This is a genomic window from Spirosoma lacussanchae, from assembly GCF_005870035.1.
GTDB lineage: Bacteria > Bacteroidota > Bacteroidia > Cytophagales > Spirosomataceae > Spirosoma > Spirosoma lacussanchae.
Genome location: NZ_SWJG01000002.1, coordinates 197,876 through 220,339, shown reverse-complemented (window position 1 = coordinate 220,339; position 22,464 = coordinate 197,876). Strand labels below are relative to the sequence as shown.

Here is a 22,464-nt window from a genome sequence, read left to right as displayed (position 1 = left end):
ACGGTTAATAGCCCGGGTTCTGGGCCAGATTGGGGTTAGCGTCCCGGTCCGACTGCGGAATGGGCAGCAGCACATGAAAGGGCTGAATAGCGGCATTTCTATTGAAGCTGTTCTCAGCCTTGACGGCCTCAAGCAGGCGACCCGTCCGGATCAGATCGAACCGGCGGCTCCCTTCAAACGTCAGCTCCAGCCGCCGTTCCAACCATACGGCTTCCTGAAACTGCTGGTAGCTGAGGCCACTCAGCGGACTCAGGCCCGCCCGGGTCCGTACCCGGTTCAGTGCGGCAAACGCATCGGCTGTTGGGCCGTTGTTGGCTTCGTTGAGCGCTTCGGCGTACATCAGCAGTACATCGGCATACCGCAGAATGGGAATGCTGGTCCCTTCGCCCCCGTTGGTTTTAGCCGTTTTGTCCCACAGTTTCTGGAAAGCGACCGCTTTGGTCGGGTCTGGATCGGTTATGGACAGACTGGTCGTAACCCCGTTGAAGACATAAGACGTCAGGAAGGTAACCGCCTTGCGCTGGTCGGCGCTGGTGTAGGCGTTAAACAGGCTCGCCGTTGGCCGTGCAATACCCGATCCGCCACCGGGGTAGATGGGGCCCGATCGTACACCGAAACCCCGGCCCAGCCCGTGGCCCCGCACATCGGTCAGGTACTGTACCTCGATGATATTTTCTTTACCACCCCGGGCCGTCAGGGCGAAGGCTTCGGCAAACGTGGCATACAGGTCATAGACGCCCAGATCGATTACTTCTTTCGCTTTGGCAGCGGCCTGCGCCCAGTAAGGCGAGTTTTTGGTAGTGCCAGCCCGGGTCAGGTAGACCTTGGCGAGCATACCTTTTGCCGCGCCCTGCGTCATCCGACCCGATTCGCTGGCCGGGTACGATTTGGGTAAATCCGCTTCGGCTTCTTTCAGGTCGGTTTCGATCTGTTCGTAGATTTTGGCTACGGGATCCCGCGGTACCGCCAGCCCCTCCAGCGAAGTTGTTTCCTTCGTGACCAACGGCACATCACCGTAGAGCCTGACGAGGTTGAAGTAGTGAATAGCGCGCAGGCATTTGGCTTCGGCTACGTACCGTTTTTTGAGCGCTTCGTCCATCGAAATACCCGGCACCCGGGCAATGACAATATTGGCGCGGTTGATCCCTGAATAAGCGCCACCGAACCCGCCGATCAGGGTATTGGTCGATACGATGTTGTAGCGCCAGAGCAGCGGCCGATCGGCCGACCCGGTCAGAAACGGCACCCCGTCGTCGGTAGTCGTCACGTCGACGCTGTGTTCGATGGGAGCGTTCAGGGAAGCGTAACACGCGCCCAGGGCCGCCCGTGCATCATCGGCGGTTTTGAAGTAGGTAGCGTCGGTCAGGTTGGTAACCGGCACCAGATTGAGTTGATTTTCGCACCCCAGCGTCACCAGGGCCAGCAACGGAAGTATGTACTTGATGTTCATGGGTCAGGCGATGGGTTTAGAAAGAAAGGTTCAGACCAGCCAGTACGGTCTTAGCCGTTGGATAAGCCCCGTAGTCCAGCCCCTGGCTGAGCGATGAGCTGCCATACCGGTTCACTTCGGGATCGTAGCCAGTGTAGTTCGTGAAGGTGAACAGGTTCTGAGCCGTCACGTACACCCTGGCGGTGCTGACCGACAGGCGGTCGAGCAGGTTTTTAGGCAGGTTATATCCCAGCGAGATATTCTTGACGCGCAGGTACGAGCCGTCTTCTACCTGGAAACTGGACAGAATCCGCGACCCACCGGCAGCATTGGCACGGGGAATGGTGTTACTGGGGTTAGTGGGCGTCCAGCGGTCCAGCACCCGCGCCGACTGGTTGTTACCGCCCGTCAGGTTGATGAGGTCGAAGGTGCCGTAATTCAGAATGCTGTTGCCCGATACGCCCTGAATAAAAATATTCAGGTCAAACCCCCGGTAGGAAAAGGTGTTGTTAAACCCGCCAAACAGTTTCGGGTTGGCATTGCCGATTACATCCCGGTCGAGGTCGTTGATGGTTCCGTCGCCGTTCAGGTCTTTGTAGCGCAGATCACCAGGCCGGGCCGTTTTCTGAGCCGATGCGTCGACTTCGGACTGATTTTGAAAAATACCGTCGGTTACGCGCCCGTAGAAGTTACCCAGCGGACTCCCTACGCGCAGCAGAATCGGGTTGATGGTGGTGGCGAAGATGACCGCATCGGTTCCCGTGGTGAACTCCTGCCGCCCGTCCAGCGTCAGAATTTTGTTCCGGTTCAGGGTTACGTTGAAGTCCGATGTCCACCGAAAACCACCCCGTGCCGAGTTGCTGTTGATATTGACGGTATTCAGCGCCAGCTCGAACCCTTTGTTCTCAACGCTGCCGATGTTTTTTAGGGTCGAGCTGAAACCCGAGGAGGTAGGTACGCCCACGAAGAACAGCAGGTCAGCGGTTTTTTTGATGTAATAATCGGCCGTGAACTGAATCCGGTTGTTCAGGATGCCGATGTCAAGGCCCGCGTCGAACTGGGCGCTGCGTTCCCAGCGCAGGTCGGGGTTAGCAATACCGGCCGTAGTGGCACCGGAGTTGAGTACACCTCCCAGTACGTGGGGGCTGTTACCGATGTTGGCCAGGTACTGATAGTTCCCGATTTCCTGGTTGCCCGACAGCCCGTAACTGACCCGCAGCTTGGTATCTGACAGCAGGTTCTGATTCTTCATCCACTTCTCGTTAGCCAGTTTCCAGGCAAAAGCGCCCGACGGGAAGAAGCCAAACTTATTATTGGTACCAAAGCGCGACGAGCCGTCCCGACGGGCGGTGAAGGTCAGCAGGAAGCGGTCGTCGAAGCCGTAGTTGACGCGGGCCAGGTACGAAATCAGCCGCCAGTCATTGGCTCCGCTGCGGGGCGCCAACAGCGACGAACCCGCGGCCAGGTTGTTGTATAGTGCAAAGTCGTTCGGGAACGTATTGGCTCTGGCCGTTACGTTTTCGGTCGCCAGCCCCTGAATGGTATACCCCAGCAGCGCGCTTACCGTATGACGGGTGGTCAGTTGCCGGGTATAATTCATCATATTCTCGTTGAGCCAGCCGATGCTCTGCATCGCGTCGACCTGGGCCGAACCACCCGAGCTGGACCCGTCCAGCACCAGCCGCGAGCTGTAGCTGTTGCCCTTTGTCGCTTGCAGATCGGCCCCAAAGCTGGTTCTGACAGTCAGTCCCTCCGTAATTTTATAATCGACGAAGGAGTTGGCCAGCAGACGAATCAGCGAGTTGAGGCTTCGAATTTCGTTGGCAATGGCAACCGGGTTGTCGACGCCGTATCCGTTCAGGGTGCCCAGGTTCCGGAAGTACGTACCGTCGGGGTTATAGACCGGAAACGTAGGCGAGTTACTCAGCGATGCACTCGTTACCCCACCGCCCGCGTTGCCGTCTACTTCGGTCCGGGCACTCCGGCCGGTCGTGTAGGCTCCCTGCACGGTAAGCCCCACCCGCAGCCGCGACGATACATCATTGTCGAGGTTGGCGCGCAGGCTGTACCGTTTGAAGTTCGAGTTGATGATGATCCCCTGCTGATCGAAATACCCGAATGACACCGCGTAGCGCGACTTTTCGGAGCCGCCCGATACGCCGAGCTGGTGGTTCTGGATGGGCGCGTTACGGAGTATTTCGTTCTGCCAGTTGGTGCCTTCGCCCAGGCTGGCCGGTAAGGGCCGGTCGGTGGTGCTGCCGTCGAAATAAGGGCGCCCGCCGTTGTTGGTCTGCGCTTCGTTGACAAATTCGGCAAACTGCCGGGCGTTGAGCAGCGGTATGGTTCGCCGGGCCGACTGCGACCCGTAATACATCTCGTAACTCACCACCGACTTACCCGCCCGGCCGCGTTTGGTCGTTACGAGCACCACCCCGTTCGAGCCCCGCGAGCCGTAAATAGCCGTAGCACTGGCATCTTTCAGGACTTCGATTGATTCGATGTCGTTCGGGTTGATGGAGTTGAGGCCCGTTGTCGGAAACCCGTCGATCACGTAGAGCGGGTCGTTGCTGGCGTTGACGGAGCCCGACCCGCGAATCCGGATCGTGGCCGCTCCGCCGGGCCGGGCCGAGTTCTGCACGACCTGTACCCCGGCGGCCCGCCCCTGCAGCGCCCGGTCGAACGCCACGATGGGTGTCGCCTTGATGTCGGTTTCTCCCACCCGGGCCACCGCCCCGGTCAGGTCCGACTTCTTAACGGTTCCGTAGCCGACCACCACTATCTCGCTCAGGGTTTTGTCGTCTACCTTCAGCGTCACGGCCAGCGTGGTCCGGCTTCCGACTGGTATTTCCTGGGGCAGATACCCTACATAGCTGAACACCAGCACAGCCTCGGGGCCCGGAACGCTGATGCGGTAATTGCCGTTCTGGTCGGTCGACGTACCCCGCACGGAGCCTTTCACCACAACGCTGACGCCCGGCAGGCCGGCACCAGTCTCGTCGGATACCGTACCACTCACCGTTTCATCGGCCACGTCGACCGTGGTCGGGCCGGCCGATACGCTGGCGGTACGCTGGGCAGTGGCCGATTCGGTACCAGCGGGAGCAGCCGTACCGGGTTCAGAAAATCGGCTATTGCTCCCCAGGTCGGGCCGGGCGGGCGGTTTGGCCAGTACGACATAGGATGTTCGGTTAATTTTTTTGTAGCGCAGCCCATGGGGGCTCAGGATGGCCGTCAGGGCTTTTTCGAGTGAAGGTTCGGCCGCAAACTGACTGGGCGAAACCAGCAGGTTATCCACCGTTTTCAGCTCAAACAGAATATCGACCTGGTATTTACTTTTCAACTCGGTCAGGACTTCTTTCAGCTGGCGCGACGCGTTGCCTCTGGGCATTTGCCCCGGCCCCGGCTGCGTTTGCCGGGCTATGGCCAGCGCCTGCGACCAGCCCGGTTGCGGCCCAAAAAGCAAAGCGGTTAGCAGCAACCCCCAGCAGGAGGCTTTGGGTAGTCGGTAATTCATAGGAAGTAAGGGTTAGCGGAATGACTGCTTAGCGGGTCGACAGGCGCACATGATTACCCTGTCGCACCACATTGATATCGAGTAGTTCGGAAATCGTTTGCAGGAGCTGATCGACGTTATCGGCCCGGAACGACCCCATCAGCACGCGGTTGGCCAGCGCCTTATCCCGGATTTCTACCTCCAGACCGTAGCTTTCACGCAGCATGTAAGCCACCTCCTGCAGCGTTGTTTCGTCAAATACAAATCGTTTATCTTCCCAGCCGGGATACAGCTGCGGCTGGTCGAGGGCCTGGTGGGTCAGGCGGTTTCGGCGGTCGAGGGTCACCTGGTCGCCGGGCTTCATGAGCAGTTGTTTCGGCTGGTTCCGGTCGGCGTAGTGGACCTGCACCTTTCCTTTCCGAAGCACGACTTTGGCCCCCCGCTCGCGGGTGTAGACGCTGAACTCGGTGCCCAGCACCACCACGTCGAGCCGCTGGTCCGTTCTGACCACGAACCGCCGGTGGTCGGGCAGGTGCTTCACCGCAAAACTGGCCTCGCCCCGCAGCCACACCTCCCGCGACTGGTTGCCAAAGCCCCAGCGCGGCACCTGCAGCGTAGTGTTGGCGTTGAGCGTTACCCGGCTCCCGTCGGCCAGCCGGACCGTCGAAATCTCGCCGTAGTCGGTGCGGTAGGTCTGATACCGAAGCAGATCCCGAAACAGCCAGCCCCCCAGGCCCAGCAACAGCACCACCGACGCAGCCATCAGCCAGGTCCAGCCGTAACGCCGTTCCTGTGCCGGCCGACGGGTATCAACTGGTGCCGGAGCCGGCTCGTCGGTATGCGGATTACTGGCCAGGAAGCGGCTGTATTGCTGCAGGGCAACTTCCGTCTGAGCCACGTACTGCGGACCATTGTTTTCCCACTCCTCCAGCCAGACGTAGTACTGCTCTTCGTTGGCCCGCGTCCGCAGCCACTGCTCGATCAACTGCCGTTGCAGGGGCGACGTTTTTCGGGCAAAGTGGTCGAAAATCAGTTCTTTGTTTATTTCTGATTTCATAGCGATGACAGGCGTTTACAGACAAGACACGTTTTTGGCAGAATCACCTTACTGCTGGTCGAAGAATCTGGCCAGAACGGCGGGCAGCGTCAGCATCAGCCAGTGGTTTTTCAGCCCTTTCCGCACCAGAGCCAGGGCCTTGACGATGTGAACCTCTACGGTCTTGATGGATATGCCGAGTTCATCGGCCACCTCCTGATACCGTTTTCCTTCGAAGCGATTCAGCAGAAAGACCTTCCGGCACTGGGGCGGCAGTTGCTCAACAAGTTCTTCGACCTGCTGAAGCACCTCGTCATACTGCATGATCTGATCGGGACGCTGTTCGATACCACCGTCTGTATGGCGGGCTTCGTCGAGATCGTCGAGCTGCTGAAACTCCAGGCGCAGGTAATTATAGGCTTCGTTCCGAACGCTCCGGAACAGATAAAACCGGTACGAGGAGGTCACGGTAGCATAGGCTCTGGTTTTCCAGAACCGGCAGAACACCTCACTGACCAGATCTTCGGCAACCTCCCGCGAGTATACGAAGCGCACCGCATGGCTGCACAGCGCCTTGTGATACCGACGGAACAGCAGTTCGCAGCCCCGGCTGGGGTCCTGCTCCATAATACGGCGCAGAAACAGCTCGGAGTCCGGGTTCTCCGGCCCCTCGTTTTCCGGCCTGCCTACAGGCGTTGCCCGAAGTGGCAACACCCGCAGGCGGAGCGAGTCATCGGCATAGTCGTCTGGCAGGCGCTCTGGCATAATCTTCGGTTCAGACAAAATTTTCTAAAAAATATACTCGAACCTCTCTATAAGACCAGACAACAATTCCGGCATATCACCTTACTCAGCCCTTCTTTTTTTTGAATTATTTTTTCGGACCCTGCTTCCCGCCTACTCAGGCAGCACCGATGGCATGGCGTCGGCGGGGCGGCTTCCCCAGTTTAGGTTCGGTCGAGCGCCCATGATCAGGTTCAACTCCCCGCCCGCCAGCAGTTCAGCGTGGGTGAGGTAGGTGCGCGCAAACGGTTTGCCATTGAGCGTAGCCGACTGGATGTATACGTTGGCAGGGCTATTGTTCCGGGCGCGGATGGTGAACGGCTTCCCGGCGCCAGACCGGATCGTAACGGCATCGAGCGCCGGACTGCCCAGCACGTAATAAGGCGTTCCGGGACAAACCGGGTATAGGCCCGCCATGCTGAACACCAGCCAGGCCGACATCTGGCCGCCGTCTTCGTTGCCGCTCAGCCCGCCGGGACCCGTACTGTACTCATCGGCGATGAGCTGCCGAACCCGCGCCTGGGTCTTGTAGGGCGCACCGGCGCAGGCATACAGATACGCAATCTGATTGTTGGGTTCGTTGCCGTGCCAGTAGTGCCCGCCATTAAACAGGGTATCCAGCTTGGCCACCAGTCGGTCGCGCCCACCAACGAGTCGGGCCAGTCCCGGTACGTCCTGCGGTACGAAAAACGTGTACTGCGCTGGCGAACCTTCGGTAATGAACGACGCTCGTAGCGCAAACGGATCGAAGCGGTCAATCCAGCGGCCGTCAGCGTAGCGGCCCCGCACGTAGCCCGTGGCGGGGTCCAGTACGTTGCGGTAGTTGCGGGCGCGGCTGGATAGGGTAGCCGCATCGGCGGTTTTGTTTAGTGCTGTGGCCAGCTGAGCCAGGCAGAAATCATCGTAGGCGTATTCGAGGGTCCGCGATACCTGCTCCCGCTTGTGAAATGCCTGCCAGACCGAATCTTCGAGCGGAATGTAGTTATAGGTCAGGTACGAGTTCATGGCCCGTCGCCCTTTCCCAGCTTCGTAGCTCGTCCGGTCGCTGTTGGCCTCGAACGCATTCCGGCGCAGGTACCGATAGGCCGTATTGACGTCGAAATTCCGGACGCCTTTCACGTAGGCGTCTGCAAAGGCCGATTGGGCATGGTCGCCGATCATGGCTGCGGTATAGCTGTTCCAGCAGGGGAAAATCGGCATCCAGCCCCCCTGTTCCGCTTTTTTCACGAGCGACTGCATGAGGTGTCCCGACCGTTGTGGATTCAGCAGGGTCTGCAGCGGCTGGCAGGCCCTAAAGGTATCCCACAGGCTGAAATCGCAGTAGTAGTCGAATCCGTCGGCTTTATGAATGGTTGTATCGTCGGCAAAACCGGGGTATGACCCATCCACGTCGGAGAAGATGCGGGGCGTCAGGTTAGCGTGATACAAGGCTGTGTAAAACAGCGTCTTGTCGGCGTCGCGGCCGGTGGCCTGCATCCGGCCCAGTTCGGCATTCCAGGCGGCTTCGGTCTGCTGCCGGACGCGCGCCAGATTCCAGTCCGGAATTTCCTGGCGGAGGTTGGCCCGCGCCCCGGCTTCGCTCACGAACGAGGTGCCGACCCGCACCCGCACTACCTCGCCCGGCTTCAGGTTCCAGCGGACATACGCCCCCACCGATTCACGTTTGCCGGTGCCTTTGGCCTGCTTCGCGCCCTCGGTCGGCTCGTAGTTGATCCAGGTGCCGAACGACGCCAGCGGCCGGTCGAACTGCACCACAAAATGCCCGCTGAAACCCGCCGACTGTCCCGATCCCTGGTAAATCCGGTGGGCGGGGTTGTAGCCAACAATTTCGTTCCGCTCGGGGTGAATCTCGACATAGCCTTCGCCCTCGTCGCTGTTGGGCTCGATCAGCAGCCCACTTTCTCCACCTTTCTCGTAGGTAAACTGCAGGACCCCGGCCCGCGTATGCGCCGACAGTTCGGCCCGGATACCGGAATCGACCAGCCGAACATCATAATAGGCCGGGGTTACGATTTCTGCCGCATGATCGAAGCGCGAGCCGCGTTCGGCGGGGCGCAGGATCAGCGGTCCCGACAGCGGCATGATTGTCAGCGAGCCGTAGTCCTGTACGCAGCTGCCGTTGAGCCAGTGGGTGCCCCGAAATCCGTTGATTTTAGGGTCGTTATAATAATAGGGCGCCAGACATTTGGTTTCGGTGGCCTGGGTCTGCGGGGTCCAGGTCGTCATGGCATGGGGCCGTCCAATGGCGGGAATAATCTGCCCTTTCAGCTCGCTGCCGGCTTCGCTGTGTTTTTTGGCCGTAGGCGTCTGGCTGGGGGCCGATCCAATCAGGGGATTAACATACGCGACCGGCGATTTGACCAATCCGGGTTTGGGTTGTCCCAGCAGTGGACCGGCCAGCAAGAACAGCAAAAAAAATAGACGCATATTGATCGAACTCAGGCTTTCTGTTACCCTAGAAGCACGATCGACCGCAAAACATAATCATCAACGGCCTAAAATTATCCGATCGGCGGCCGCAGACAGGGTCGTCTGCCCGGAGGACCATTGCCTAAGAAATACGGGCAGACGACCGCCCAATCGACCAGGCAGACGGGTTAACGAAGACCCTATAGACGCAGTAAGCGTTGGGGTCTGTTTTATGCACAACGAATACAATCGCTTCCGAAAAATCATTCTCTGTCTTTGCTGGCTTTTGTCAGCTATACCGGCCATCGCTCAATCCGTTCGGGGCCGGGTTACCGATGCCGGTACGGGAACTGCCCTGCCGGGCGCGTCGGTGCTAGTCGTCAGCCAGAATAGTGGCACCAGCACCGATGCCGACGGCAATTACACCCTAACGCTGACACCGGGCAGCTATTCACTCCGCTTCAGTCTGGTTGGTTATACCACCCAGACCCTGTCGGTACAGGTAACGGATGGAGCCACCCTCACCACCGATGTGCAGCTGACCGAAAGCCTAGCCAGCCTTAGCGAAGTAGTGGTTGTCGGCTCGCGCTCTACCCAGGCCCGGACCAGCACCCAGACGGTAGCACCGATTGACGTAATTCAGTCACGAGACCTAATTGCTACGGGTCAGATCGACATTAGCCAACAGCTGAACTTCGTGGCGCCGTCGTTCAACTCATCGAGACAAACGGTTTCTGACGGTACCGACCATATCGACCCGGCCACGCTGCGGGGCCTCGGTCCGGATCAGGTGCTGGTGCTGCTGAATGGAAAACGACGGCACAACCAGGCACTGATCAACCTCAACGGCACCATTGGGCGTGGCTCGGTCGGAACCGATCTGAATGCCATTCCGTCTTCGGCTATTGAGCGGGTCGAGGTGCTGCGCGACGGGGCGTCTTCGCAATACGGGTCTGACGCCATTGCGGGCGTCATCAACCTCCGGCTGAAGGAACAGCCGGGTACTACCATCAACACCCAGCTTGGCCAACAGTACGAAGGAGACGGGCAGGTGGCCCAGGTAGGGATCAACCACGGCATTAAACTACCCAATAACGGGTTTCTAAGCCTGACCGGCGAATTACGCCACCGGGGATCAACCAACCGGGCGGGCGATTATACGGGGCCGGTCTATGTAAACTGGAACGCGGGTCGGCAAACGGGCGAGACCGATGCGGCTTACGTGGCCCGGCGGCAGGCCCTCTACCAGCAGGACCAGGCGCTGATCAGACAGAACGGCTTCGACCTGTCCGATAACCTTCAGGTCGGTAACGCCCGGGTGCAGAATGCCGGCTTTTTCCTGAATGCGCGCGCTCCCATCCGGGGTACCAACGCCAGCTTCTACGCCACCGGTGGCCTCAACTACCGGCGAGGGCTGGCTGCGGGTTTTTACCGTTACCCCTACCAGACCACCCAGGTCATCCGCGAGCTGTATCCGAACGGGTTCCTGCCCAATATCCAGTCGACCATCAACGACCAGTCGATGCTCGTTGGCATCAACGGCGAAACGCGGGGCTGGCGCTGGGACATCAGCAACGTCTACGGCGGCAACGCATTCCGGTTCGACGTTACGAACTCCAACAATGCATCACTGGCCTACCTCGGCCCGACCAACAACCCGACCGCCTTTTACGCCGGAACCCTATCGTTCTACCAAAACACCGCCGATGCAGGCGCGGCCAAGGACTTTGGCAAACAGCTGGGTCTGACCTCCTTCAACGTGGCAGCCGGCCTCACGTATCGCAACGGTCAGTACCGCATTCGGCCCGGCGAAGCGGCTTCTTATCTGAACTTCAGCCCGCAATCGGGGCAGGTAGGCGGCTCGCAGGTGTTTCCGGGATACCAGCCTGCCAATGCTGTCAATGCCCACCGGCAGGTGTACGGCGCTTACCTGGACGTGGAGTCGGATGTGACGCAGCGGCTGCTGCTCAACGCAGCCGGTCGGTACGAATACTACAGCGACTTCGGCGGGAATGTGGCCGGAAAACTGGCTGCTCGTTACCGCTTCGGCGAAGCGTTCTCGTTACGGGGGTCGGTGAGCAACGGCTTCCGGGCTCCGTCGCTGCACCAGCGTTATTTCAGCGCCATCAGTACGGTCTTTGTCTCAACGGGACAGGGTCTTGAGCCACGCCAGACCGGCACCTTTCGGAACGACAGTCCCATTGCCCAGGCGTTTGGCGTGCCTTCACTCGAAGCCGAACGGTCCGTCAACTATAGCATCGGCATCACATCGCGGCCCCTGACTAACGTTAGCCTTACAGTCGATGCGTATCAGATCACCATCCGCGACCGTATCATCTACAGCAATCAGTTTTCGCGCGGCACGTCGGGGGCGGGCCTGATCGTAACCCAGATCCTGAACGGTGCCGGGCAGACCGACGTCAACAGTGCCCAGTTCTTTACTAACGCCGTTAACACCCAGACGCAGGGCATCGATGTGGTACTGGCTACCAACCCCCGCCTATCGGCCGGTACGCTGGATGTGACGCTGGCAGCCAATTTCAACCAGACTAAGCTAATCGGTGCCGTTCAGCGACCGGCCAATCTGCCTACCGATGCCGCGCTGGGCAACTTCCTGTTCAACCGGCAGGATAGTGCCCGGCTGGCCGTGGCGCAGCCCCGCAGTAAACTCCAGCTAACGCTGAACTACCGCCTTCGCAAATTCGGGGCAGTCGCCCGCGTGTCGCGCTTCGGCACCGTTGAATCCTACGACCCAGCCAACCCGGCGCTGGACGAGACCTTCAGTCCGCGCTTCGTGACCGATCTGAACGTCTCATATCGTCTGCTGACCAACCTGACCATAACGGTGGGAGCCAACAACCTGTTCGACGTATACCCCGATCCGCTGCGGGCAACCGCCTATCCCACCCCCGAGCGGTACGGGACGGCTGTACAGGACAACAGCTCCAACGGTCGCTTCATCTACGGCCGTACCGCCACCCAGTTTGGTTTTAACGGCGGCTATTATTTCGTGAACCTGTCGGCCAGTTTCTAGCCGGGTAGTTACAAGCGATGCCCCCGCCGACGAGACAATGGGTCTCCGGCGGGGGCATCGGCATTATGGGCAGAAATAGGTTATGGCTTGAGTTTGATCACCTCCGAGCCGGCCAGCAGGAACGCACCAGTGCCGTATACTTCCCAGCTGTCTTCGCTAAAGTTCCGGCGCGGATCGGCACCGATGGGCTGCACCCACCCCACCCGCCCTTCCGGCGACACGAGTTTTGTCAGGGCTATCCATGCTTTCTCGACGGCGGGCTGGTACGTCTTTTTGGGCAGAACCCCCTGGTTGATACCCCAGGCCAGCGCGTAGCAGTCGAAACCCGATCCGCTGGCTTCACCACCCGGATACGAAGCCGGGTCGAGCAGGCTGGCCCGCCAGAGCCCATCGGCCTGCTGAAGCGCCAGCAGCCGTTCGCTCATCTGCCGGTACAGGCTCAGGTAAAACGGGCGGCTGGGGTGTTTGGCGGGCAATTCCTGCAGGACACGTACTAACCCGCCCATGACCCAGCCATTGCCCCGAGACCAGAAGATCTTCTGGCCATTGGCTTCTTTTTTGCCGTTCCCGCTGGCATCGATCAGGTAACCGGCGTCGCGGGCGAAAAGGTGTTCCTGCGGGTTGTAGAGCAGGTCATAGGTTTGCTTGAAGAGCGAGTCAGAAAATGCGTTGTACGACGGGTCGTTCAGGGTTTTGCTCAGCTGGGCCAGCACGGGTGGCGCCATAAACAGCGCATCGCACCACCACCAGGTCAGGTTGTGTTTAGCCAGCTCGTTACCCGGCATCGTCCGCAGCTTTTGTACGGTATCGATCGTGGGCTGAATCATGCGCCGGTCTTTCCGCAACCGGTACAGGTTGATGTACGTCTGGCAGATGGCGATATCGTCGGCATGGTCGTACCGCCGGCCGGGCTGCCATTTCATCCGCTCGCCCATGGCCAGCAGGGAGTCGAGAATCTCGGGCGATTTGGTGGTTTCGTAGGCGGCAAAAACACCGGCATAAAACGCGCCGTTGGTCCAGTCGGTCGGGCTATGCTTGGGGTGCTGAAGCTGCCATTTCGTCGCTTTCTGAAGTACGTCGCGGATGTAGGCGGGTGAAAAAACGGCGTCGCGGGCTGCGGGGCCGGGCTTGTGAGCGGGTCGGGTCGGGGGTTCGGCAAGGGCCGTTCCCAGCACGAATGACAGGCCCAGAACGGGCAGCCACCGACGGCACTGGCTTAGTAGATTAATCATTGTATCAGCATTCGGTACGCTCAGCAAAGAAGCCCTCAGGGCCGGGCCTACTCATAAACAGCCCCTTTACGGCCTCTCATAAAACCCGGAGCCCCTGTCAGCGCTGACAGGGGCTCCGGGCTGCGTGGTTAATAGCCGGGATTCTGGCTGATCTTGCTGGGGTTGATATCGATCTGACTCTGTGGAACCGGGAAGACCAGGTTATTTTGTGTCAGGTTCGTTTTGATACCGATGGCCGCGGCTTTGGCCTGTAATACCGGCAGCGCCCGCCCCGTACGCACCAGATCGAACCACCGATGCCCTTCAAAAGCCAGTTCGACCCGGCGTTCCTGCTCCAGCGCCAGCCGCATATCGGCCTGCGACAGACCCGTTTTGTCGGCCAGCCCAACCCGTTTCCGAACGCGGTTCAGCAGCGGCAGGGCTTCGGCGGTGCGGCCAGTTTCGTTCAGGGCTTCGGCGTAGAGCAGCAGCACGTCGGCATAGCGCAGCACGTAGAAATTATCTTCGGCGTCGCCGTTGACCGTGGGGGCGTCGAGGTACTTGCGAATGTAGTAGTAGTCGATGCGGGTGCCGCTGCTGTTAACATAGCTGGTAGCGAACGAAGCGGCTTTACGGGGGTCATTGGCTTCAAACGCTTGCTCCAGATCGGGCGTTGGCCGGTTATTGCCGCCCCCGCCAAACTGAATAACGGCGTTGCCCGAGTTCTCGGGTGCGTAGGTATTGCCGAAGTTACTCCCCTCGCCCAGCGACCCTTTCTTGTACTGCACCTCGAAGATCGATTCGCGGCTGTTCTTGTTGGCGGGCCTGAACAGATCGGCGTAGACGGGCAGCAGATCATAGGTGTTGGCATCCACCACTTCTTTCAGCTTGGTGGCCGCTTCGGCGTATTTGCGCTGAGTCATGTAGACCTTTCCCAGCAACGACTTAGCCGCTCCGCGGGTGGCCCGCCCTATGTCGGCGCCGGTATACCGCTCCGGCAGAGCCGCTTCCGCATCGGTCAGGTCTTTGGTGATCTGCGCGTACACATCGGCCACCGGCGACCGCCCATATTCGTAGCCCTGCGTGGGGTCGGTAATTTCGGTCAGCACAAGTGGCAGATCGCCAAAGGTACGCACCAGGTTGAAGTACATCAGCGCCCGCAGGAACTTGGCTTCGCCCACCAGCCGTCTTTTTAGGGTCTCGTCCATGGTTACGCCCGCAATTCGGTCAATAACCACGTTTGTCCGGTAGATGCCCCGGTAGCCATCGTTCCAGCGGGTGACCAGAAACGGATTGGTTGTCCGCAGGTAAAACTTATCGAACTCGTCCTGATCCGTTACGGAACCCGACAGAACCGGGGTGGTATCGTCGGACGGGATTTCGGAGAACACGTAGTTCTGCCCGTACTGACCCGCAAACTGCAGCGCTCCGTAGGCCCCGTTCAGGGTAATGATCATGTCAGACTGCGTTTTGAAAAACGAAGCCGTGTTGGCCTGCGCAATGGGCGCCAGATCCAGAAACTGTTCGCGGCAGGACGCCAGGCTCAGGCTGAGCAGACTGGCCAGGATATATGTTTTTTTCATGGAAGTCGTGTCTAAGAGTCAAGCGTTAAAAGCCCAGATTGATACCCGCGGTATAGGTCCGCGCCAGCGGGTATGAACCGTAATCGACGCCCCCCGTCAGCGGCCCTTCGTAGCCGCTCACTTCGGGATTGTAGCCCAGGTATTTGCTGACTGTCAGCACATTCTGCGCACCGACGTAAACGCGCAGCGTCTGCATCTTAAACCGGTTGGCCAGCGCTTTGGGGAGGTTGTAGCCCAGCGTGATGTTCCGGATGCGGAGGTAACTGGCGCTTTCGATCCAGCGGGTAGATACTTGGTTGTTGTTGCCCGTAGACCGGCTGTTGGCGCGGGGCGTTACCCCATCACCCGGATTCTGGGGCGACCGCCAGCGGTTCAGCACCGTGGTGAGCTGATTCGCGTTTCCTTCCAGATTCTCGAAAAACCGGCGCGACAGGTTCAGGATTTCGCCCCCCTGCACCCCCTGCACCACAATACCCAGGTCGAGTCCCTTAAACGAGAAACTGTTGGTGAAACCGTACACGAAGTCGGGCTGGTTATTGCCGATCAGCGTGCGGTCGTCGGCGTTGATACGACCGTCTTTGTTCACGTCTTCATACTTCACATCGCCGGGGCGGCTGTCAGCAAAGCGCGGGTAGCTGTCCAGATCCGCCTGATCCCGGAATACGCCCAGCTGCCGGTAACCGTAGAAACTGCCCAGCGGCTCGCCAATGACCGAGATGTTGGTTTCGCCGATGCCCGAGCCACTCCGGACGGGGTCGCCCGTGGGTCCGAGGGCCAGCACTTTGTTGCGGTTAAACGAGAAGTTCAGATCGGTGGTCCAGGTAAAGGCGCCAGTCAGGTTGCGGCTCGACAGGCTGAACTCCATGCCCTTGTTCTCCACTTTGCCAATATTCCGCACCGCCGAGGTAAAGCCCGTCAGCGAAGGCACCTGTACCGACAGCAGCAGATCGGTCGTGATGCGTTTGTAATAATCGACTGTCAGAAACAAACGGTTCTGGAACAGGCCGATGTCGGCCCCGACATCCGTTTGCCGACTCTTTTCCCAGGTTAGGCTTTCGTTACCAATCGTACTGGTAGCCAGGCCGTTGACCAGGGCATTATTGAACACGTAGTTATCTTTGGTCAGCACACCAATGGCCGGGTAGTTGTTGGGACGACCGTCGGAGCCCAGGAACGCGTTGTTACCCGACAAGCCGTAGCTGGCCCGCAGTTTGAGTTCCGAGATGACCGGTATGCTTTTCATGAACGGCTCTTCGGTTACGCGCCAGCCCACCGACGCCGATGGGAAGGTACCATACCGGTTGTTGGCTCCAAACCGCGAGGAGCCGTCGCGCCGGATCGATACGTTGAACAGGTACCGGTCCAGTAACGCGTAGTTGAAGCGGGCGAAGTACGACGCCATCGTCCACTGATCGCGGAAGGAAAGCCCGCCCGTAATCACCCCCGCGTTGATGGTGCGGACGGCGTCGTTGGGGAAGTTGTTGGCCGTTACGCGGTTTTCTTCGTAGTCGTTCCGCTGGGCTTCCATACCGATGAGGGCTTCGGCATGGTGTTTGGTCCCGATGTCGAGGGTGTAGTTCAGCGTGTGGTTGGTTACCCAGTTGATATTCTGCGAGGTGAACGACGTACCGTTGTTGGCGTTGGGGGGCAGGAGCTGGTTGAGCGGAATGGCCGACGTCTGGAACTGGTTCTGGCGGAACGACGACACATCGCCCCCGATGGTGCCGCGGTAGCGCAGCGATTTCCAGATGCTCAGTTCGGCATAGGCGTTACCCAGCAGCCGGAGCGTATTGGCTTTGTCGTCGCGCTCGGTGATGTTGGCTACGGGGTTCGTTATGCCGGGATAATCGTACGGAGCTGCGATAGACGCCTGCGAGTTGTAGGTGACGCCATCGGCCTGGTAGATAGGCAGAATGGGCATGGCCGACAGAGCCGCGTTGATGACGCCGTTGTTGGCCCAGTGCCCATCAGAATTGACCCGATTTTCGAGTGTATACGATGGGCTGAAACTGAGTCCTACTTTCAGCTTCGACGACAGCTGCGCATCAATGTTCGACCGGACGGTGTAGCGGTTCAGATCCGACCCGCGAATGATACCCTGCTGGGTCAGGTAGTTGCCCGACACGAAATACTGCACCCGATCGGTTCCGCCCGACGCCGACACCTGGTAGTTGCTGATAGGCGCGCGCCGAAAAATCAGGTCCTGGTAGTCGTAATACGTCAGACTGGCCGGATTGTCGAAGTTATAACCGGCAATTTCGCCCCGCGGGTACCGGTACCGCTGGCCGGAGGCCCGCTGGCTGTTGGGGTCGTTGATCGATGCGCCCGGCACCCGTTCCAGATAAGCCGTATTCGAGGCTTCTTTCGAGTATTCGGCAAACTGCTGCGCGTTGAGTAGCTCTACCTTCTTGCTCACCTCCTGAACACCCGTGTAATAATCGACATTGATGCGGGGCTGGCCCGACTTACCGCGCTTGGTGGTTACGAGGACGACGCCGTTAGCCCCCCGCGATCCGAAAATAGCCGTGGCCGATGCATCTTTCAGCACGTCGATTTTCTCGATATCATTCGGGTTGAGGAGGTTCAGCCCACCCGCATTGGTCTGGGTACCGGAGTTGATCGGCTGGCCGTCGATAACGACCAGTGGCCCGTTACCCGCGCTGATGGAACCCAGTCCACGTACTTTTATAGACGGCGCATTACCCGGCGCGCCCGTGTTCTGCTGCACGAGCACGCCCGGCAGCCGACCCGTCAGTCCTTCAACCACGTTGGTAACGGGCTGGTCACGGATGGTCTGGGTGTTGATAGACGCGATCGACCCCGTCAGCTCGCGCCGGTTCTGGGTGCCGTAGCCCACCACCACAATTTCGCTCAGGGTTTTATCATCGACGGCCATAGTCACGTTGACGGTGCTGCGATTACCCACAGCGACCTCCTGGGTAACGTAGCCAATAAAGGAGAGCACCAGCGTAATAGCGCCATCGGGCGCGCTAACCCGATAATTACCTTCGCCATCGGTGGTAGTGCCCCGGCTGGTTCCTTTTACGACTACGCTAACCCCGGGTAAACCCGCGCCGGTGGCCCCGTCGGTTACCCGACCGCTGATGGTCTGGTCGGCCACGGCGGTCCGCTGTAGCGTATTCGTCAGCGGTGCCGATGGGTCCATTTCCAGCCGCTGCCCGCTGGCCAGCGCCGTAGTCGGCAAGGTCGTTATCTCACTCGCTTCGGATACTTTCCGGGCTTTGGTCTCGGCCAGCACCAGATACACGCCGGTTTTCACCTTTTTATAGCGAAGCCCCTGTGGCCGCAGTACGTTGGTCAGATTCCGCTCCAGCGATGCGCCAGGGTCAATAACGCCAGGCAGTATGCGCTGGTCGCTGACGAGCCGGTCTTCGAACAGGATATCGACCTGGTAGCGCACCTTGAGCTGGTTCAGTACATCGCGCAGCTGGATGGTCTGCGGAGGAGCCAGCTGGTAGGTTGCTTTGGGCAGCGACCGGGCCGTTGCCATAAACTGGGCCAGTCCGGGATAGCCGCTGAGCAGCAGCATTCCCACCAGCCCGACCGATGATAAACGTATAGCCATCATGTAGTACAGGATTTAGTAGATAACAGGCAATTAATCAGTGAACAGAACGCGGTCATTGTCGCGGATGTAGTTGATCTGGAGCAGCTCAGCCACCAGCGCCAGCACCTCATTTGCATCCCGCGCCGGAAACGAGCCCGACACGGTTCGGCTGGCCAGCTGAGTATCTTTGATGGTGACGGTCAGTCCGTAGTTTTCGTGCAGTATATCGGCGATCTCGCGCAGAGAGGTCTGCTCAAACGAAAATCGGTGTCGTTTCCAGGCCGCCAGCGCTTCCGGATGCCGGACGGGCGCAATGGCCAGCCGACCGGTTGGGCCGAGGGTGGCCAGATCGCCGGGGCGCATCGTCAGCGAAGGCCGGTTCTGCTGCTGCCGGAGACTGAGCGCCACCCGACCCGAGTGTAGCACCACACGCGTACTTCGCTCGCGGCTCAGGACGGTAAACTGCGTACCCAGCACCGTTACGACCAGCCCTTTGGGCGTTTGTACCACAAACCGCTGGTGATCGGGCAGGTGTCGAACCGCAAAGTCAGCCTCTCCGGTGAGCTCGACCGTGCGCGGGCCTGCCCCAAAAATGCTCGGCCCGAAGGTCACTCTCGGAAACCGCAGCGACGAATTGGCGTTCAGGGTCACGACCGAGCCGTCGGGGAGGGTCAGGGTCTTGATTTCGCCAAAGCCGGTTTGCTCTGTCCGGTACAGGAGCTGGTCACGCAGCAGCCAGCCGCTGAGCCCGACGACTACGCAAACGGAAGCCGCTACGGCCCATACCCGACCTAAACCACGACTCATCCGCTCCCAGACGGGAACCGACCCGGCGGGAGTACGGATCGGAGTTGCGGAGGTGGCCAGGCTAACCCGCTGCGCCAGCTGGTCAAAGGCAGGCTGCCAGTTGGTACCCGCCTGCAGGTGTTTCAGTTCCCATTCGTGCAGCCATTGGTAATACTGCTCGCGGTTACCGGCTTCGGCCAGCCAGGTCTCTACCGATTTTTTCTGGAGTGGACTGACCCGACCCGAGAAGTAATCGAACAGCACCTCTTTAGTTATGATGTCTTCCATACATGAGCCTTTCTTGATTGGACACGCAACCCGGCGTTTACCCTTAGTAGAGCCATGCGGCCAGGAGCAGGCCCGCCGACAGAAATACGCGCCGGAGCTGCTGCAATGCCCGGGCCATGTGGGCCTCTACCGTTTTGAGGGCCAGGCCCAGTTCATCGGCGATTTCCTGATTTTTCCGATTTTCGAACCGGCTCATCAGAAACACCCGCTGACACTGGGGCGGCAGCGCATGAATCACCTGCTCAACCCGCTGAAAGGTTTCGTCATACTCGATCAGCGTCTGGGGGGTTTCGGTCTGGCCGGTGTCGTCGAGGGCGTCGAGCGAAGCGGGGGTTCGGGTGCCGGTCAGCTCGTCGCGGAGGTAGTTGTGGGCGCGGTGGCGAACGGCCGCGTAGAGATAGGTGCGATAGGTATGCTGAACGGACGCGTAACTACCCGTTTTCCAGAGCTGGTAAAATACTTCACCCACAATATCTTCGGCCACTTCGCGGGTGTAGACGAACCGCAGCGCATGGCTGCACAGGGCCTGATAATACAACCGGAACAGAGCTTCGAACCCCTGCCGGGGCGATTCGGCAAAGGCGAGCCGAACAAAATATTCGTTGTCCCGCACGGGTACCGGTCCATTCGCTGGCCCGGCGGGCTGGGGTGAACGGGCCGGGGCCGGTCCTGTTTGTTCGTCGAGTCCGGTCATAGAGTAGTGAGTCAAGTACCAGAATGACACCAATCAGCTGGCTTACCCTTAGCGCACCCTATCGTTTCAATGAAATATTTTCTCTAATTTTTACTAAAAAGTGGGTCAACTCACCCTGCCTGACGCTCAGTGGCTTTGTACCGATCAGGCCGATTACCTGCTCACAAACGTCTGCCCCCCCTTACCTATCCCAAGGTTTATTTGCGGGGCGGGCACTGGGCCAGCAGCCAGGTTGCCAGCTCTTTACCGGCCCGGAAATTCTGGTATTCGTTCGGAATGCGCCGACCATCGGTGTATTCGTTGTACAGCCACGGATCGCCCACCACGAATACGGTGCCTTTCCCCACTTTCGCCGTCGCCATGATGACCCGGCCTTTCGCGTCGGTCAGGGCGGGCTGGGCCGGGCGGGTCAATGTCAGGGGCGATAGTTCTTTGATGTAGATGGTCCGCGTTGTGCTGAATATAGGACCACCGGCCGGAATAGTCAGTTTGCCCCCCTCCCATTGGGTTCCCTGCACCGGGTTTACCAGCTCGCTACCGAAGCGAACGCCGAAGCGGCCAGCCAGTTCGTTAACGTGAGGAATCTCGCAGTTGGCGGTGTCGTTGGCCATCAGCACAAGGACCCCACCCGCCCGCACCCAGTCCTCGATGGACTTGCTGTCAGTCGGCTGAATATAGCGGGGAGCAGCCGTTTCTTTGGGTGTGTCGGGATCAACGATGATGTACACATCGATGTTTTTGAGGCTCTGGGCCGTGGGCGCCGTGGGTACGGCAACCGTTTTAGCACCCAGTTCGCGGAAGGTATTGCCCCAGAGCCAGAAGCCCGAATGCATACGGTCTTCCCAGGTGTAGTGGAACGGTTCGCGTTCGGGCGCTCCGGGACCGGCATCGCTCTTGCGGAATTCGTGGTTGAAATAGTAATCCAGTCCTACGGTACGCCCCCGGCCAACCGCCGGTTCATTGGCTATTTCCATTTCGACACTGGCCATAATAAAGGGCCCGACGCCTTTGAGGTCGTTCTTTTTGATGGGTTCGCTCAGGTAATACGCGTAGCTGCCATCGCGGTAGGGATTACCGCCCAGCCCGCCTACGCTCACCGTTCCGTTCAGATGCGGCAGTCCGTTGGCGTCGATCTCGATAAAGGTCTTCTGGATACCGGCATAACCACGCCGGGCGTTGTCGAGCAGAGGAGTGGGCAGGTAGCCCATCCGTACGCCTTTGGCCAGGGCGTATACGAACATGCACGACGCCGACGCTTCGGGATAGTTGCCCTTACGGCTGGCCTGATCGGGTATCTGATACCAGCAGCCAGTGGCTTTATCCTGGTAGCGCACCACGATGGGCATCAGGCGCTGCAGATACCCCACAAGATCGGCCCGGCGCGGATGATCCTGCGGGAAATAATCGAGAACATCGACCAGCGCCATGGCGTACCAGCCGATTGACCGCCCCCAGAAGTTGGGCGACACCCCGGTTTTGGGATTGGCCCATTTCTGCTGGCGACTCTCGTCGTAGCCGTGGTACAGCAAACCGGTTTTCGAGTCGAGCAGATTCTTCTCGATCAGGGCGAATTGCAGAGCGATATCGTCGAAGTTCTTGGGTTGCCGGTAGAGGGCGCTGTACTCGGCGTAAAAAGGTTCGGCCATGTACAGACCGTCGAGCCACATCTGATTCGGGTACCGCTGTTTGTGCCAGAAGCCCCGCGCCTGGGTGCGCGGCTGGCGGGTCAGCTGAGCCCGGAGGGTATCGGCCGCCCGCCGAAACTTCTCGCGGCCCGCTTCGGTCTGCTGCGCCAGCGTGAGCAGGGTCCGGCCGGGGGTAATATTGTCGAGGTTGTACTCGTCCATCCGGAACGTACGGATGCGGCCATCGGCACTGATGAACCGGTTCATGTCGCGCAGGATATAGGCATAATAACGACCGTCGCCGGTGCGTTGCCAGACTCGTTCGAGGGCTTTCAGCACCAGTCCCTGCTCGTAATCCCAGCGGGCGGGGTTCCCTTCTTTGGTAACGATAGAGTCGCGGTGGATGGTCATAACTGTTTCGGCCATGCGCTCAGACATCGGTTTGGGCTGAGCCATAAGCCCGTAACAGCTACTTACGAGCAGTATACAAGTCAGGTAGACAGGTCGACAGATGGGCATTGGTTT

At 59.4% G+C, this 22,464-nt stretch carries 12 protein-coding genes; 1 reads left to right on the top strand and 11 read right to left on the bottom strand.

Annotated features, from left to right (window positions below; translation table 11 throughout):
* Positions 1-4: 4 nt before the first annotated feature.
* The 5 genes from FBR45_RS11330 to FBR45_RS11310 all read right to left on the bottom strand — a co-directional run bounded on the left by FBR45_RS11330 (position 5) and on the right by FBR45_RS11310 (position 9,168).
* Positions 5-1,450, bottom strand: a complete 1,446-nt coding sequence (locus FBR45_RS11330; RefSeq protein ID WP_138502355.1) for a RagB/SusD family nutrient uptake outer membrane protein — start codon at positions 1,448-1,450, stop codon at positions 5-7.
* 16 nt (positions 1,451-1,466) lie between these two features.
* Positions 1,467-4,943 (bottom strand): SusC/RagA family TonB-linked outer membrane protein, encoded by a 3,477-nt coding sequence (locus tag FBR45_RS11325; RefSeq protein WP_246082209.1) that lies wholly within the window; start codon positions 4,941-4,943, stop codon positions 1,467-1,469.
* Between the two features lie 28 nt (positions 4,944-4,971).
* Positions 4,972-5,979, bottom strand: a complete 1,008-nt coding sequence (locus tag FBR45_RS11320) for a FecR family protein (RefSeq protein WP_138502353.1) — start codon at positions 5,977-5,979, stop codon at positions 4,972-4,974.
* 48 nt (positions 5,980-6,027) lie between these two features.
* Positions 6,028-6,723 carry an RNA polymerase sigma-70 factor gene (locus tag FBR45_RS11315; RefSeq protein WP_138502351.1) on the bottom strand — a complete coding sequence of 232 codons (696 nt, stop codon included), beginning with the start codon at positions 6,721-6,723 and terminating at the stop codon, positions 6,028-6,030.
* A 132-nt stretch (positions 6,724-6,855) separates the two neighbouring features.
* Positions 6,856-9,168, bottom strand: coding sequence for a GH92 family glycosyl hydrolase (locus FBR45_RS11310; RefSeq protein WP_138502349.1), 2,313 nt, complete (start codon positions 9,166-9,168; stop codon positions 6,856-6,858).
* A 268-nt stretch (positions 9,169-9,436) separates the two neighbouring features.
* Here FBR45_RS11310 and FBR45_RS11305 point away from each other — a divergent pair, with 268 nt between their 5' ends.
* The gene (locus FBR45_RS11305) at positions 9,437-12,184 is read left to right on the top strand and encodes a TonB-dependent receptor (RefSeq protein ID WP_246082208.1); all 2,748 of its coding nucleotides are present in this window, start codon (positions 9,437-9,439) and stop codon (positions 12,182-12,184) included.
* An 80-nt stretch (positions 12,185-12,264) separates the two neighbouring features.
* On the opposite strand, the gene FBR45_RS11300 is transcribed toward FBR45_RS11305, so the two are convergent.
* The 6 genes from FBR45_RS11300 to FBR45_RS11275 form a co-directional block, all read right to left on the bottom strand.
* Complete coding sequence (locus FBR45_RS11300) at positions 12,265-13,416, bottom strand: glycoside hydrolase family 88/105 protein (protein ID WP_138502345.1); 1,152 nt, start codon at positions 13,414-13,416, stop codon at positions 12,265-12,267.
* Positions 13,417-13,544: 128 nt separating this feature from the next.
* Positions 13,545-14,978 (bottom strand): RagB/SusD family nutrient uptake outer membrane protein, encoded by a 1,434-nt coding sequence (locus FBR45_RS11295; RefSeq protein ID WP_138502343.1) that lies wholly within the window; start codon positions 14,976-14,978, stop codon positions 13,545-13,547.
* 25 nt (positions 14,979-15,003) lie between these two features.
* The gene (locus tag FBR45_RS11290) at positions 15,004-18,567 is read right to left on the bottom strand and encodes a SusC/RagA family TonB-linked outer membrane protein (RefSeq protein ID WP_138502341.1); all 3,564 of its coding nucleotides are present in this window, start codon (positions 18,565-18,567) and stop codon (positions 15,004-15,006) included.
* A 30-nt stretch (positions 18,568-18,597) separates the two neighbouring features.
* A complete protein-coding gene (locus FBR45_RS11285; protein ID WP_138502339.1) occupies positions 18,598-19,620 on the bottom strand; it encodes a FecR family protein in 1,023 nt (340 codons plus the stop codon).
* Positions 19,621-19,663: 43 nt separating this feature from the next.
* Positions 19,664-20,314: an RNA polymerase sigma-70 factor gene (locus FBR45_RS11280; protein ID WP_138502337.1), complete on the bottom strand. Its 651-nt coding sequence runs from the start codon at positions 20,312-20,314 to the stop codon at positions 19,664-19,666.
* 197 nt (positions 20,315-20,511) lie between these two features.
* Entirely contained in the window at positions 20,512-22,395 is a 1,884-nt protein-coding gene (locus FBR45_RS11275; RefSeq protein WP_246082207.1) for a glycoside hydrolase family 88 protein, read from the bottom strand.
* Positions 22,396-22,464 lie beyond the last annotated feature (69 nt).